Origin of the sequence: Phenylobacterium sp. (assembly GCF_037189685.1) — a bacterium.
Lineage (GTDB): Bacteria > Pseudomonadota > Alphaproteobacteria > Caulobacterales > Caulobacteraceae > Phenylobacterium.
In genome coordinates this window covers 57,899-72,263 of record NZ_JBBCIT010000014.1, presented here as the reverse complement: position 1 = coordinate 72,263, position 14,365 = coordinate 57,899, and the positions used below count along the sequence as shown (strand labels likewise).

Below are 14,365 nucleotides of genomic sequence, written 5' to 3'. Positions count from 1 at the left end.
GTCCTGAAGATGATGCTGGCGATCCCCGCGGTCCTCTCTCATGAAGAGGTTCGCGCCTTTCGCCAGGATCTCCGGGACGCTTCTTGGCGCGACGGGCGGGCGACCGCCGGACCTGTGGCGGAACGCGTGAAGGCGAACCAGCAACTGGCCGACGACGATCCCGTCGCTGCACAGTTGGGGAGTCTGATCCTGGAGCGGCTGGCCCGCAACGAGCGCTTTCTCGCCGGGGCCTTGCCCCTGAAGGTGCTCCCACCGCGATTCAATCGCTATGCGGGTGGCGGCGTCTATGGGGATCATGTGGACGCCGCAGTGTTTTCGGTTCCTGGCTCCCCGCACCGTCTTCGCAGCGACTTGTCGGCCACCCTTTTTCTAAGCGAGCCCGACGACTACGACGGTGGCGAACTGGTGATAGACGGGGAGTTCGGCCCCACCTGCATCAAGCTGCCAGCAGGCCATATGGCGCTCTATTCCGCCCGTACTGTCCATCGGGTCACCACCGTGACCAGAGGCGAGCGCCTGGCCGCCTTCTTCTGGATCGAGAGTATGGTCCGCGAGACCGAGCGGCGTGAGATGCTCTTGGAACTGGACGACGCCATCCGCGCTTTGCGGGTCGATACGCCCGACCACCCGTCTGTGGTGCGGCTGACTGGCCTCTACCACAACCTCCTCCGGTCGTGGTCGCAGACGTGAGCGGCCCGTTGCCGAAGCTTCAGGCAATCCCGCATACGATAGCGACTGTCGGCGACTACGAGGCTGCGGCCCGGGAGCGCTTGAGCGAACCCGCATGGGCGTACCTCTCCGGGGGCGCGTCGGATGAGGTCACTGTGGCCCGGAACGTCGGCGCCTTCTCACAGTTGACGCTGCGCACCCGCGTGTTCGCCGACCTCACCGATGGCCACACGAACCTGGAGCTCTTCAATCAGAGCTTCGGTCTCCCGATCCTTCTCGCGCCTGTAGCCTTTCACCGGCTGGCCCATCCCGACGGCGAGCTGGCGACCGCCTTGGGCGCGTCGGCGGGCGGCGCCGGCCTTGTCGTCAGCACCCAGGCCAGCGTCACGCTTGAGGACGTGGCCAGCCAGGCGGCGACCCCTCTCTGGTTTCAGCTCTACATCCAGCCCGATCGCGCCGTCACGCTGGACCTCGTCCGTCGGGCCGAGGCCGCCGGCTACGGCGCCCTCGTCGTGACCGCGGACGCCCCGATTAGCGGCTTCCGGCCGCGTGAACAGCGCGCCGCCTTCCGCCTGCCCCCGGAGATCGAAGCCGCCAACCTGCGCGGCGTGCCGCCGCCACCCAGCCATACCGCGCGAGCCGGCCAACCCGTCCTGCTGGGCGGCCCGCTGCTCGCCGCGGCCGCGACCTGGCGCGACTTCGCCTGGCTCCGGAGCCAGACGTCGCTACCGATCCTCGTGAAGGGCGTGATGACGGCCGAGGATGCGGTCCGCGCATTGGACGAGGGCGCAGATGGTGTCATCGTCTCAAACCACGGCGGCCGGGTGCTCGACGGCCAGCCGGCAAGCCTCGATGTGCTACCCGAGGTTACCGGGATTGTCGGCGATCGGGCTCCCGTACTGTTCGACGGAGGTGTTCGCAGCGGCGGTGATGCTTTCAAGGCGCTCGCGCTGGGCGCTCGCGCCGTTCTCATAGGGCGCCCCTATATCTGGGGCTTGGCCGCCGCCGGCGCCGTTGGCGTTTCGCACGTCATTCATATGCTACGCGCCGAACTGGAAGCGACAATGGCGCTCACCGGACGGCATAGGCTTTCCGAGATTGATCGCACTGCGCTCAGGTCCTGACGCAGACTTCCTACCCCCAAGGAGGCCCCATGACCCGTTCCATTCCTCTTGCCGCAGCCGCCCTGCTGGCCCTTGCGGCCTGCAGCCCATCGAATACCGAGAAGGCGGGAGCCCCGACCGACTCCGGCGAGCTGAATCTCTACACTGCGCGCCACTATGACGCCGATCTCGCCCTCTACGAACGCTTCACCAAGGAGACGGGGATCAAGGTCAACCGCATCGAGGGCAATCCCGATCAACTCATCGCGCGCATGACCAGCGAAGGCGCGTCCAGTCCTGCGGACGTGTTCCTGGCTGCAGACGCCGGCGCGCTATGGCGAGCCCAGAACGCCAACCTGCTGCAACCCACCTCGTCGCCGGCGCTCGAGGCGGCCATCCCGGCGAATCTGCGCGAGCCTGAGGGGCGCTGGTTCGGCTTCTCCCGCCGGGCTCGGATCGTCGCCTACGACCCCGCCAAGGTGCGGCCCGAGGAGATCGACACCTACGAGGAGATCGCCTCTCCGCGTTTCCGCAAGAAGCTCTGCGTGCGCTCGGCCGACAGCGTCTACAACCTCTCGCTGGTCGGTGCGCTGATCGAAGCCTGGGGTCCCCAGAAGGCCGGAGAGTGGGTGAAGGGCGTGGTGGCCAACATGGCTCGGCCTCCCGAAGGCGGCGACCGTGACCAGATTCGCGCTGTCGGAGCGGGCGTCTGCGAGATCGCTCTGACGAACAGCTACTACTATATCCGCATGGCCGGCGGCGGCGACGCCAAGGACAAGGCTGTGACCGACAAGGTGAAGCTGGCATTCTCTTCTCTGGACGGCCAGGGCGCGCACGTGAACATCTCGGGAGGCGGCGTGGCCGCCAACGCGCCCAACCGCGAGAACGCCGTGAGATTCCTGGAATTCCTGGCCTCGCCTGAGGCCCAGAATATCGTCGCCGAGAAGAACAGCGAATTCACCGCCAACCCGGCCGTGCCGGCCCCGGCGCCGGTCGATGCCTACGCCGGGTTCCAAGCCCACCCGATGTCCGTGGCGACCTACGGCCCCCGGCAATCCGAAGCGCAATCCCTGATGAGCGCGGCGGGCTGGCGCTAGGGGCGCACGGTCGTGATGCCGGTCTTGCGCGGCGGCGTTGACGGATCGCCGCTGCGTATCCTGGCTCTGCTGGCTGCGGCTCTGGCCATGCTGCCTCTGGCCGGAGTCGTCGCGGCCGCGATGTCGGGTCAGGCCACGGCCGACATCGCGGCGCGTGATCTGACGCGTTACGCCCTGTCGTCGATCACCCTGTCCGCTGGCGTGGCCGTATCGACCGCCGTGGTGGGCGCCGTAGCGGCCTGGCTGGTCGCCATGCATCGCTTTCCCGGACGCGACCTGTTCGCTTGGGCCTTGGCCCTCCCCCTGGCGATCCCGGCGTTCGCCGTCGCCTACGCCTACGCCGATTTTCTGGACGTGGCGGGTGACTTGCGTACATGGACGCGTGCCCGGTGGGGGGCGGATCTGCCGTTCAATATGCGTACGCTCGGCGGCGCGACCTTTGTGCTGTCCTGCGCCTTCTATCCCTATGTCTATCTCGCCATGCGGGCCGCCTTGATGAACCAGTCGGTTCAGGCGCTGGAAGCTGCGCGGATGTTGGGGTGCTCGCCGGGTCAGGCCGTCCTTCGCGCAGCCTTGCCGCTCTGCCGGCCGGCGCTGGCCGCGGGCGTCGCCCTGGCGGTGATGGAAACCCTGGCCGACTATGGGGCGGTCCAGTTCCTGGGCGTCCAGACCCTGACCACCGGCGTCGTTCGCGCCTGGTTCGTCTACGGTTCGCTCACATCGGCCGCCCAGTTCGCCCTGCCCCTGATGGCCGCGGCCGCCATACTCCTGTGGATTGAACGCAGCGGCCGGCGAGGCCGCTCGCACGACGCCGCCAACATCCGCTGGCGGCGCCTCGAAGCGTCGCCGCTCAAAGGCGCGAGGGCGCTGGCCGCCAGCGGCTTCTGCCTTGTGCTCCTCACTGTCGGTTTCCTGCTGCCCGCAATCTGGCTTGGCCTCGCCGCCATGGGCGTCACGCCAGAATGGCCGCGGCTGTTGCGGGCGTCGGCCCACTCCGTCGCGCTGTCCTCCGCGGGGGCCGTGGCCACAGTGTTCCTGGCCGCTCTTTTGGCCCTCGGCGCCGGCCGCCTCCCTGTGACCGCACGTCTGGCGAGCCTGGGCTACGCCACACCCGGCGCGGTCATGGCGATCGGCCTCCTGGCGCCCGCCGCCCTGTTCTGGAAAATTGCCCCGGGCGGCAGCGCGAGCCTTTGGGTCGGTCTGACGCTTCTCATCTTCGCCTACGCCGCCCGGTTGATGGCCGCGGCGCTGGAGCCCATCGAAGCAGGTCTCTCGCGCGTGACACCTTCGATGGTCGCCGCCGCCCGCAACCTGGGGCGCAGCGAAGTGGGCGCGGCGCTCGCGGTGCAGGCGCCTATGGCTCGCGGAGCCTTGTTGACTGCGCTTCTCCTGGTGTTCATCGACGTGCTGAAAGAGCTGCCGGCGACCCTTATCCTGCGGCCCTTCAACTTCGACACCCTCGCAGTAATGGCCGACAACTACGCACGCGACGAACGCCTCGCCAACGCCGGATGGCCGGCGCTGCTCATCGTGGCCGCAGCGCTGCCGGTGGTCGTCTGGCTGACGCGGCGGATCACCGTCTCAAGGCCCGGAGAGGACGCCGCGTGAGCCTGGGCCCGGCCGATATCCGCGTGCAGGGTGTGACGAAGCACTACGGCGACCGCACCGCCGTGGACCGTATCGACCTCGAGTTGCGGCCCGGCCGCATCACGGCCCTGCTCGGCCCTTCGGGCTGCGGAAAGAGCACCCTGTTGCGTCTCATCGCGGGCCTCGAAGTCCCGGACGACGGACGGATCCTGGCCGGCGAGACCATGCTGGCGGGCCCGGCGACGTTTGTCCCGCCCGAGCGGCGCAGCGTCGGCCTCGTCTTCCAGGACTACGCTCTCTTCCCGCATCTGGACGTGCTCGAGAATGTGATGTTCGGCCTGCGCGGCCGGCCGGCGGCCGAGCGTCGTCGGCGCGCTCTGGCCCTGCTTGACCAGCTTCGCCTGGGGTCCCGCACGCGCGATTGGCCCCATACGCTGTCCGGCGGCGAACAGCAGCGCGCCGCCCTCGCCCGCGCGCTCGCCCGCGATCCGGCCGTCGTCCTCATGGACGAACCGTTCTCCGGTCTCGACCCGCATCTCCGTGCTGAGGTTCGGGCCACGGTCCTCTCCGCACTGCGCGAAGCGGACGCGGCAGTCCTGATCGTCACCCATGACGCCGAGGACGCGCTTCTCATGGCCGACGATCTGGTGCTGATGTCTCGAGGCGCGGTGATCCAGCGCGGAACACCCAGAGACTGCTACCTGAATCCGATCTCTCGCGAAGCCGCCGGCATGCTGGGCGACGTCAATGCGGTTCCCACCACGGTCAGGGATGGTCAGGCAAGGACCCCCTTCGGCACGGCGTCCGCACCCGGGATCGCCGATGGCGACGCCTTTCTCCTGGTTCGTCCGGAGACACTGACGTTGGCTGCGACAGGCGTTTCGGCCAAAGTCGTCGCCGCCCGCTTCGCGGGGGCCATGAACGAACTGGTCTTGGACATCGATGGTCTGGCGCTACGGCTGCGGACTCAGGGTGCGCCCAGCGGGCCGGGCACGCAGGTCACGGTCGCACTGGACGTTGATCGCGCCCGCGTTGTCCCCTCATCTAGCCTGGATCGTGTCTAACGTCGGCGCGCGCGAGCTTCATCCTCCAGAGCGTGCTCAGCGGCATGTGTCTCGACCGCCAGCCGGCGAGCCGCGTCGCAGGCTACGATCTGGGCGCCCCGGGCCGCATAGCCCACCTCAAGGTCGGCCAGCGTCGGAGCGTCGGGCAGCCGGTGCAGGTCGCAGGGTCGTCGCGCCTGCGGCGGCATCTCCAGCCTGGGCGCAGCCGGCAAGTTCTGGGGCCCACTCGCACAGGCGGCTGTCGTGAGCATGCAGGCGGCGGCTGCGATCGGGATCCAGTGGCGCAAGGGCGTCCTCCGAGGTCTGGGCGTTGCGGGCGATGTCGATCAGGGAGCCGGTCGCCGCCGCCGCGACATCCGCTGCGGATGCCGCACGCGCGGCGCTGTCCCGTTCTCCGCGGGTTTCGAGGGCGCCGATTGCGGCCTGCGCCCGGGCCGCCTCCGCCTTGGGGCGTTCGCGTGCGGCCCCGTCCAGCCGGCCCTTCCAGTAGAGGGACAGGGCGACGGTCAGGATCAGACCCAGAGCCGCGAGGCCCAGCGTCGTGCGGGTGGGAAGGCGAAGCATCATGCGCGCAGCCCCGACGCATAGCCCCCGCCCGGCTTCCTGGTGAGAATCTGGCGGCGCAATGGAGGCGCGAAACTGATGTGGACCCAGGTCCCCTCCTCGATGAGCTGGTCAAAGGAGAGGTCGGACGCCGCGAGAGCCCGGCACACCGCCAGGGGCGGTCCGAAGCCATGACAGTTGAAGTCCACCGCCTGGCCAGAAAGGTGGGCGGAACGCGGCGCGCCCCCCACCGCCCGGTTCAGGGCCGGGCTGCGGTAGCCGCTGCTCACCGTGATGGGCCGATCTCCCAGGATCGCCCTGACATGCTCCATCCGCTCCGCCGTCCGGCGCAGGTTCGCCACCACCTCGGGGGGCGGTGCGTTGTCGATCCCGCGATGAAGCGTCGTGGTCAGTTCTTCCAGCGCGAAGTGCGCCGTGAGGCGTGTGGTCATGCTCGGTTCCTGATGGAAGGGTCAGTCGCGCGGACCGCGCGCGGCGGCGGCCAGCTTGGCCCAGTCCGTGACCGTGGCGCCGGCCAGGTACAGCGTGGCCATGACCACGTTGGCGGCGATCAGCGCCAGCCCCAGCCACTTCAGCGCGCCGGGGTCGTCCAGCTTCCAGACGATCGCGCCTACGCCGGCGCTGTTCATGAGCGTCGCGGCGTAGGTGTAGATTCGCCGCCAGAGCCAGCGAACCTCAATAGGCGGCGTCATGGATCGCCTCCACCACAGGGCGTTCGCGCGCGGTCTCCAGACGCTCGACGCGGGTGAGCCCGGCGCTCCAGAGCTGGGCCAGCGCCCAGGCCAGCAGCGCCGCCGCCACGCCCCAGGCCCGTCCCTTCAGCGCCTCGACGGCGCTGAGGGTGGACGCCGCAGTGGACCGGATCTCGGAAAGACGCTCCTCGCATCTCGCCTCGTGGTCGCTCAGCCGCTGTTCCAGCGCGGCCAGCCGCTCGGATGAGGTCGCCATATAAACCTCCCCGACTACGTGCCGGCCTTCTTCTGGCCTGGTAGTGGGCCGGTGAGTTCAGCGTTCACGCCCACGCTCTTCGTCTTCTCCGTCCCAGTCTCGGTCCCGACCTTCTGCTCCCCGGTAAACAACCCGATCGGCAGCCCGCTCAGCATGGCCACGATCTGCTGCGCGCTGGTGACCGGCGCCGCCAGCCGCTCCTGTTCGGCCGCCCGAAGGATGGCGCCCAGATCGGCCTGCGCCCCGACGTTGGCGCGCCGGTTGGCGTCGGCGGCCAGCATCTGCTGCTGCGCCTGCAGACCCAGGCCGGTCTTCTGCGCCCAGTCCTGGAGGGCCGCCTGGGTGTTGGAAATCCGAGCCTGGGTCGCTCGGTCCGCGTCGCCCGCCGCCGCGCCCAGGGCCTGCTCGAACGCCCGCGACCGCAGACCCGAAAGCGCCGTCGCCCGCCCGCGCGCCAGTTCGCCCTCGGTCATGCTCTGGGTGATGGCGGCGCCGGAACCCCCGAAGGCGCCCGAACCGGCAAGGTCCAGCGCCTGCTGCGCCCGCACGCGGCCGGCGTTGGCGTCGTAATCTGCGGCCGTCGCATCCACCACCTGGTTCAGGTAGGGGTCCAGATACGGATCGACGTAGTTGTAGGCCTTGCCGCCCGAGGCGAACGGGGTGTTCGCGGTCATGTAGGGCGAGAGCCAGTCCGCATCGTCCGGCGCCCTCGGGACGCCGGGTTGAGTCGGGATCGACCACTGCCCCAGCGACGCCGCGCTCTGCGCCGCCTGCCGCTGAAGCGGATCGACCCCTGCGACGAAGCTGTAGGGGTCCTGCCCCAGCAGATCGCCGATCCGGCGGGCGGCCGTCTGGGTGACGCCCGTGGCCCACTCCGGAACGATGGGCGTGGTGGTCGATTGCGAGTTGCGGGTCGAGGTCGAAGTGCTCTTCGACGCCGAGCCGCCGATCTTAAAGCTCATCTAAAGCTCCTTTGCGATGAGACGCGCCAGCGGCGCATATCCATGCGACCGTAGGACTCGCTCCCAGCCGGAACGTCCCGCGATCACCGCCCGCCGGCATCCGGCCGACTTGGCCCAGCGTTCGGCTGCGGGCCGCAGCCGGTTCACCAGTTCGTCGAAGTCGCCACCCGCCAGCCAGATCATCAGCCGTCGGTCACGCGGGTCGTTCTCCAACGTCGTGACCATCCAGGCGGCTTGGCCCGCCCAGGCCTGCGCCTCTCCGGCCGCGACCATGCCTCGCACGTCGTCCAGGGTGTGGGTCGCCCCGGCGTGGTCGAGGGCCGCCTGCAGGGCCGGGGCGGCGCGGCGCCAGTCCTCCGGGCTCACAGCAGGCCCGCCGGCGCGGTGTCGAACGTGGGACGCCCGATGCGGGCGCCTGTTGGCGCGCTCGACCCCGAGAACTTCACCCGGAACAGCCGGCCGCTGAGCAGCAGGTCGGTCCTCGGTTCCCCCACGGCCATCTGCGCGCCCGCGGTGATCGGCGTCTCGTCCTGCGGGTGCAGCCGGGCCGTCACGTCCACGCGGACCGGTCCTGCCTGACTCCGGAAATCCGGCCACAGCCCACGGACAAGGGAGACCCGCTCCGGGTCCAGATAGATCTCCGCCGACTCCACGTGCCAGTCGAAGGGCTGGCCATCGGCCGAACGCCCCTTCTCGTGCAGGAATACCGCGCCGTCATAGGTCGTCGCGATGGGATAGGCCGAGGGCCCGGCGTCGACGAAGGCGGTGCGGGCCATGATTCCACGATGCCAGGCGCCGGCGTCGGGCCCCGCCACGGCCACGGCGAGGTAGCGGCTGTTCTCATAGCCGTCGCGCCGGTCGGGATAGTCGAACCGGACCTCGGAGAATTCGGCGTTGGACGAGGCGAACACCTTGTCCCCCTGGCTGGCCGCCAGCTCCTCGGCGAAGTCCCTGCGGATGGGACAGGCGATCGGCTGGGGCTGCCCACCGAGCGGATAGCGGTAGAACTGCCGGTCGGGCGAAACCCAATAGGCTGCCTGCCCCACGATGACCGCGGCATTCGGGCCGATGAGGCCGCAGTTCCGCCCGACACGCTCGAAACGCCACGGCTGGTTCAGCGCGCCCACGAACGTCCCCAGGAACAGCGCGTCGCCCGTCCAGACCAGCAGCGCAGGTCCGCACATCCGGCCCGCTACGATGCGGCCGCCGCCCGTCAGGATGTACTCCCGCGCCGTCGAGCCGCTCTCCGAGGTGCTCCATTGCGTGTTGTTGCGCACCGACGAATGGCGGACGCACAGCGGGTTGAAGTCTCCGGACACCTCCTCGTTGCACCCCAGCGCAAACACCTGATAGCCGCCGCCCAGCGGCGCCACGACCATGTGGGTCACGTTCTCCGGCGCGTTGGCCAGCGGCGTCGCCGCCGCGCCCGTGTCGTTCGTCCACGCGAAGATCGTCTGCCCCCGCGGGCTGGCCAGCAGATGCTGGCCCCAGGCCGCGAGCGACCATGTCAGCGGGAAGTAGTCGTCGGCCGACGCCAACCCGTAGCCGCCGACGCCATATCCGCCCGTGCCATAGCCGGCGGACCCCGCCCCATCGACGGCGCCGGGCGAGAAGCCCGTCTCGGGCGTGACATCGAAGAGCTCGCCGCCGCGCCAAACCTGGAGGTGATCGTGGGTCCCGAAGGCCACGTCGAGCACACCCGCGTTGTCGGTCCACGGAAAGATCGACCGGCAGACTCCCGACAGCGGCTCGGCCGTGAGCCGTTCCCAGCCGCCGATGGTCTCGGCCCGCCCCAGGCGGAACCGGACGTTCGAGCCGTCAGCCCAGCGGCCGGCGGCCGCATATGCGGTATCGTCCCCGTGCAGGCCGGCCGGGGGATCCAGGGGCGCCTTCATGCCTATCTCATCCTTGTAGGTTCGCTCGGCTTGTGCCGCGGGCCGCGAGGCCTCATTCATCCGCCGCCGCCAGAATTCGACCGTCGCCGGAACTCGCCCGCACCTCGGGCCATCACGACAGATCAGGGATGCCCGTGACCGACACTCATGCCACCCAGGCCGTGCTCCGCGCCGAACCCGACGCCTACGACATGGCCAAGGCGCAGTTGATGGGTCGCCAGGCTGCGGGCTACGGCTTTCTGCGCGCCGCGGTCCAGGCGCGCGAGGGTCGCCCGATCCACGGCTTCACGTCATCGAAGGCGTCGGCTGAGCGCTTCGCGAACATTGTGCGAGGCATCGACCCCACGGCGACGGCGGACTGGGTCCACTCGGACCACCTTCACCGCTTCGCCGAGTTGGGCATGCTCTACATCGCTGACGCCACGGTCGCGAAGCATGCCCGCCTGCGCCTTCGGGCCGGGCCCGCCGCCTTCTCCATCTGCGGGGTCACCCACACGACGGCCAGTGTCGATTCGATGGACCAGATCACCGGCGCCTTGCGTGAGGCCGTGATGCCGTGGGACGCTCTGATCTGCACCTCCAGCGCCGTGGTCGAGACCGTGCGGCGGGTCCAGGAGGCCGAGACCGAATACCTGCAATGGCGGTTCGGCGAACATATCCGTCCGCAGGGACCTCAACTTCCGCTGATCCCGCTCGGCGTCCATTGCGATGACTTCGCATTCGAGCCACCCGCCAGGACGGCCGCCCGGACGGCGCTGGGCCTGGCCGAGGACGAGGTCGCGGGCCTCTTCGTCGGACGCCTGGCCTTCCACGCCAAGGCCCACCCTATCCCGATCCTCCGAGGCTTCCAGCTCGCCGCGGAGCAGACCGGCCGGCGGATGGCCGTCATCTTCTGCGGCTGGTTCGCGCACAGCGGCGTCGAGGCCGCCTATCGGACCGGCGCTGCACAGTTCGCCCCGGACGTCCGGGTGATCTTCGTCGACGGCCGCGACGCTCCGTCCCGCGACCGGGCCTGGGCCGCGGCCGATCTCTTCGCTTCACCGTCCGACAGCATCCAGGAGACGTTCGGCCTCACCCCCGTCGAGGCGATGGCGGCCGGTCTTCCCGTCGTGGTGTCGGACTGGAACGGCTACAAGGACACCGTCCGCGACGGCGTCGATGGATTCCGCGTCCGAACGTGGGCGCCGGCGGCCGGGATGGGCCAGGCGCTGGCGCGGGCCTATGAAACCAGCGCCGCCAGCTACGACCAGTACTGCTGGCTCGCCGGCGCATCCACCGCCGTGGACATTCCGGGCTATGCGCGCGCGATCGCCACCCTGGCTGCGGATCCCGATCTGCGCCGCCGCATGGGTGAGGCGGGACGCCGACGCGCCCGCGAACTGTTCGACTGGCCCGTCGTCTACCGGCAATACCAGGAGCTGTGGGCCGACCTGAACGCCCGGCGCGCCGCCGCCGTCGCCGACCCCGCCACGGCGAAGTGGCTCAAGGCCGCGCCCAAGGTCTCCGCCGCCCGGCTGGACCCCTTCCATGCCTTCGGCCACTATCCTACGGCCGCGATCGGAGCCGCGACACGCCTGGCCGTCACGCCCGGCACGACGCCCGCGGATGTAAAGGCCCTCCTGGCCCATCCTCTTTTCGGCTCGCTCGCGCCCCCTCTGGACCTCTACGAGCGTCTTTTCATCCTGGCGGCCGATGGCGACATCACCGTCGGCGACGCCACCCGACGCCTCTCCGTCGGTCTCCCCACCCTCACCCGCTGCGCCGCGACGCTGGTGAAAGCAGGAGTCCTCGAGGTCGCCCCGGGACCGACCTGACCCGGGGTTTGACAGAGGCCGCGCGTGCAGGAGTCAGCGTCGACGTCTTCGCCAAGGAAGCCGTTTCCGCAGTACAAGCAGCGATGCCAGTCTTCGACATCGAAGTTCCATTTTTGATCGTCATCGGCGGGCGCTACCCAAGGCAACATGACGACTCAGGGTTCGTGACAACCTCTATGCGGCGAGCGCGCCGCTCGAGGGCATTCAGTGGATTCTCAATTGGGTGGCGCTGCGGAAGCTTGTTCCATATTCAGGACCCTTCGTTCCACCGTTGGGAACGTGCTAAGGTTGGTTCATGAGGATCATCGCCCGCCGGACCCTGATCGAGTTCTGCAATTCGCGGCCGGCCCAGGAACGGGCCAGTGCTCTGGTGGCGATGGCCGCATGGCATGCTGCCATCGAAAGTGCTGAGTGGGCCAGCTTCGCGGACGTGAAGAAGACCTTCAACACCGCCGATTGGGTCGGAAACGCCAAGGTCGTCTTTGACGTCGGGGGCAACAAATACCGGATCGTGGGCCTGATCGGCTTCCGATCCGGGCGCCTGTGGGTCCTTTTCGTCGGAACCCATGCACAGTACGACGCTATAGACGTCACGAAGCTCTAGAGGTGGTGACCATGATCGACTTCAGTCAGGTCCGCGCGCTCCGCACCGAGGAAGAGTATGAAGCCGCCCTGAAGACGCTCCGCCCGCTCTTCGACGCCGATCCCGACCCCGCATCCGAGGCGGGCGCACGGGTGGAAGCGCTCGCGCTTCTCATCGAGCACTACGAGCGCGCCCACTACCCGATCCCCAAGGCCAGTCCGCTTGAGGTTCTGAAGTTCATGATGGAACAGAACGGCCGGACACAAGCTGACCTGGGGCGCCTGATCGGCTCCCGGTCACGGGCGTCCGAAATCATGAACGGCAAGCGCGAACCCACGATTGATCAGATCCGCCTCATCGCAAGGGCGTGGCGCATTCCAGCCGGCGCGCTCATCGGCGAACTTGAGTCAGCCTAGTATGAAGGAGGGCGGCTCTCTGGTTGGACTAGCGTGGCCGCCCGTCAGTGTTTCGGATTGGGCTGCGGAGAGTTCGGGATGCGTTGCGAGGTGCCTCCCTGCTAGCGTGTGGATGTCAGGGGTAGGGAAGCTGAGCAATGCGGATCAACCCTTCTATTGCTAAGATAGCATGATGGATGTGGTACAATTTGCAGTTGCTCAGGATGCTGCGGGGCGCACAGACGAGGCGATAAAGGTGCTGCGGCGGGCCATCGCAGTTGCGCCCTCAGATAGAACGAAATTTCATCTCGCCTTCCTTCTGCTTCGCGAAGGAAAGTACGAAGAGGGTTGGGGACTGTGGGAACATCGTCCGGCCCGAGTGGGATGGGGCGGCCGTTTGAGCTTTCCAGAGTGGGACGGCTCCCCCATCAAATCGCTGCTGGTGCTACCCGAGCAAGGCTTTGGCGATCAGATCATGTTCGCCAGATACGTGCCGATGCTTCGCTCTCAAGGAGTGGAGGTCACGCTCTTCACAAAGCCCGATCTTGTCACCCTGCTGTCGCAGTTCGGCGTCGCTACATTTGCAGCTTCTGGCGACGTGAAAATCCAAAAGCATGACGCTTGGGTACTATGTGGATCACTCCCCCGCCTCATGGGAGGGCGCATATCAAGCGGTCCATATTTGAGTGGCGCGGCTACAACTCGGAAAGGAGGCATCGGGATCGCCTGGCGCGGCAATCCTTACCCAGACCCGAATCGCTCAATGCCGCCTGACATCGCTGCGGGCCTGTTAAAACAGACTGGAACCCTCTCTCTCGACCCCGAAGATACCGGCGCGCGCGATTTTCAGCACACTGCAGACTTGGTGGCCTCTCTTGACCTCGTGATCAGTGTGGATACGGCGACCGCCCACCTCGCTGGAGCCATGGGGAAGCCCTGCTTCTTGCTGCTGCCACATCACGCCGACTGGCGATGGCTTCGAGGGCGTAGTGACACGCCTTGGTATCCGTCCATTCGCATCTTTCGCCAGCCGAAGCGTGGAGACTGGGACACCGTGATCTCGGAAGCCGTTCAACACGCCAAAGCGATTGCTTACAGCAGAACAGAGCTGTCCTGACGCACGATGATCGCAAATCCGAGACCAGCCAGTGCGCCGTTACTGGAGCCACATCCTGGACCGCCGGTCCCGCCATTAGACCCGCGATAGCCTCTGCGTCCCGGTGAGCCTGCGCCACCAGTTGCGCCCAGACCCGCGATCCCTCCATTACCGCCCTTGCCATCCGACGTTGGAGAACCGGAGCCCCCAGGGGAACCGTCAATGTTGATGTCGCCGCCAGAGGCACCGCCCGGTGTGTTGGAGATCGCGGCGCCAGCCGCCACGATGCGTCCAGTCGGGAATGTAAAGGTGCTACTCAACCCCGACGACGGATTGCCATTGAAAATGGCGACCGGCTCGCCTCTCGCTAGGTAGACAAGGGTCTGGGTGAAAGCGCCGCTAGCGCCGGGGCTACCACCACCACTATTCCCACCGCTCCCCCAGTTGGTGAACAGCCACCAACCCGACACAGGACATATCCATGTGAACGAGCCGGCCGGATAACAAAAGGCGGCCGTGGAGAATTTCTTCTTCCGCCCATCCATCCCCTGCCCGACAAGCCCCCGCAGCGTCTGCCCCGGCGCGGCC

At 68.1% G+C, this 14,365-nt stretch carries 16 protein-coding genes; 9 read left to right on the top strand and 7 right to left on the bottom strand.

Going from position 1 to position 14,365, the window contains the following annotated elements:
- Positions 1–9: 9 nt before the first annotated feature.
- From WG212_RS10440 to WG212_RS10420, 5 genes are read left to right on the top strand one after another with little or no spacing between them, the layout of a single operon-like run.
- Positions 10–690, top strand: a complete 681-nt coding sequence (locus tag WG212_RS10440) for a Fe2+-dependent dioxygenase (RefSeq protein ID WP_337187035.1) — start codon at positions 10–12, stop codon at positions 688–690.
- Positions 691–698: 8 nt separating this feature from the next.
- A complete protein-coding gene (locus tag WG212_RS10435; protein WP_337187034.1) occupies positions 699–1,793 on the top strand; it encodes an alpha-hydroxy acid oxidase in 1,095 nt (364 codons plus the stop codon).
- A gap of 29 nt (positions 1,794–1,822) precedes the next feature.
- The gene (locus WG212_RS10430) at positions 1,823–2,869 is read left to right on the top strand and encodes an extracellular solute-binding protein (protein ID WP_337187033.1); all 1,047 of its coding nucleotides are present in this window, start codon (positions 1,823–1,825) and stop codon (positions 2,867–2,869) included.
- Between the two features lie 15 nt (positions 2,870–2,884).
- A complete protein-coding gene (locus WG212_RS10425; RefSeq protein WP_337187234.1) occupies positions 2,885–4,477 on the top strand; it encodes an iron ABC transporter permease in 1,593 nt (530 codons plus the stop codon).
- The gene (locus tag WG212_RS10420; protein WP_337187032.1) at positions 4,474–5,520 is read left to right on the top strand and encodes an ABC transporter ATP-binding protein; all 1,047 of its coding nucleotides are present in this window, start codon (positions 4,474–4,476) and stop codon (positions 5,518–5,520) included. Before WG212_RS10425 ends, WG212_RS10420 begins: the two co-directional genes overlap by 4 nt.
- 117 nt (positions 5,521–5,637) lie before the next feature.
- Here the strand turns inward: WG212_RS10420 and WG212_RS10415 are convergent, their stop codons facing one another.
- From WG212_RS10415 to WG212_RS10385, 7 genes are read right to left on the bottom strand one after another with little or no spacing between them, the layout of a single operon-like run.
- Positions 5,638–6,087, bottom strand: coding sequence for a hypothetical protein (locus WG212_RS10415; RefSeq protein ID WP_337187031.1), 450 nt, complete (start codon positions 6,085–6,087; stop codon positions 5,638–5,640).
- The gene (locus tag WG212_RS10410) at positions 6,084–6,515 is read right to left on the bottom strand and encodes a D-Ala-D-Ala carboxypeptidase family metallohydrolase (RefSeq protein ID WP_337187030.1); all 432 of its coding nucleotides are present in this window, start codon (positions 6,513–6,515) and stop codon (positions 6,084–6,086) included. Before WG212_RS10410 ends, WG212_RS10415 begins: the two co-directional genes overlap by 4 nt.
- 21 nt (positions 6,516–6,536) lie before the next feature.
- Positions 6,537–6,776: a hypothetical protein gene (locus WG212_RS10405; protein WP_293383683.1), complete on the bottom strand. Its 240-nt coding sequence runs from the start codon at positions 6,774–6,776 to the stop codon at positions 6,537–6,539.
- On the bottom strand, positions 6,760–7,032 hold the full coding sequence (locus WG212_RS10400) for a hypothetical protein (protein ID WP_337187029.1): 273 nt from the start codon (positions 7,030–7,032) through the stop codon (positions 6,760–6,762). Before WG212_RS10400 ends, WG212_RS10405 begins: the two co-directional genes overlap by 17 nt.
- Before the next feature lie 14 nt (positions 7,033–7,046).
- Positions 7,047–7,994, bottom strand: coding sequence for a hypothetical protein (locus WG212_RS10395; protein ID WP_337187028.1), 948 nt, complete (start codon positions 7,992–7,994; stop codon positions 7,047–7,049).
- Entirely contained in the window at positions 7,995–8,360 is a 366-nt protein-coding gene (locus WG212_RS10390) for a hypothetical protein (RefSeq protein WP_337187027.1), read from the bottom strand.
- Complete coding sequence (locus tag WG212_RS10385; protein WP_337187026.1) at positions 8,357–9,889, bottom strand: hypothetical protein; 1,533 nt, start codon at positions 9,887–9,889, stop codon at positions 8,357–8,359. Before WG212_RS10385 ends, WG212_RS10390 begins: the two co-directional genes overlap by 4 nt.
- A 134-nt stretch (positions 9,890–10,023) precedes the next feature.
- On the opposite strand from WG212_RS10385, the gene WG212_RS10380 reads away from it, so the two are divergent.
- The 4 genes from WG212_RS10380 (at position 10,024) to WG212_RS10365 (ending at position 13,798) form a co-directional block, all read left to right on the top strand.
- The gene (locus WG212_RS10380) at positions 10,024–11,703 is read left to right on the top strand and encodes a glycosyltransferase (protein ID WP_337187025.1); all 1,680 of its coding nucleotides are present in this window, start codon (positions 10,024–10,026) and stop codon (positions 11,701–11,703) included.
- 295 nt (positions 11,704–11,998) lie between these two features.
- Positions 11,999–12,307, top strand: a complete 309-nt coding sequence (locus tag WG212_RS10375) for a type II toxin-antitoxin system HigB family toxin (protein WP_337187024.1) — start codon at positions 11,999–12,001, stop codon at positions 12,305–12,307.
- Between the two features lie 11 nt (positions 12,308–12,318).
- On the top strand, positions 12,319–12,702 hold the full coding sequence (locus WG212_RS10370) for a helix-turn-helix domain-containing protein (RefSeq protein ID WP_337187023.1): 384 nt from the start codon (positions 12,319–12,321) through the stop codon (positions 12,700–12,702).
- 169 nt (positions 12,703–12,871) lie between these two features.
- Positions 12,872–13,798 carry a glycosyltransferase family 9 protein gene (locus tag WG212_RS10365; RefSeq protein WP_337187022.1) on the top strand — a complete coding sequence of 309 codons (927 nt, stop codon included), beginning with the start codon at positions 12,872–12,874 and terminating at the stop codon, positions 13,796–13,798.
- Positions 13,799–14,365 lie beyond the last annotated feature (567 nt).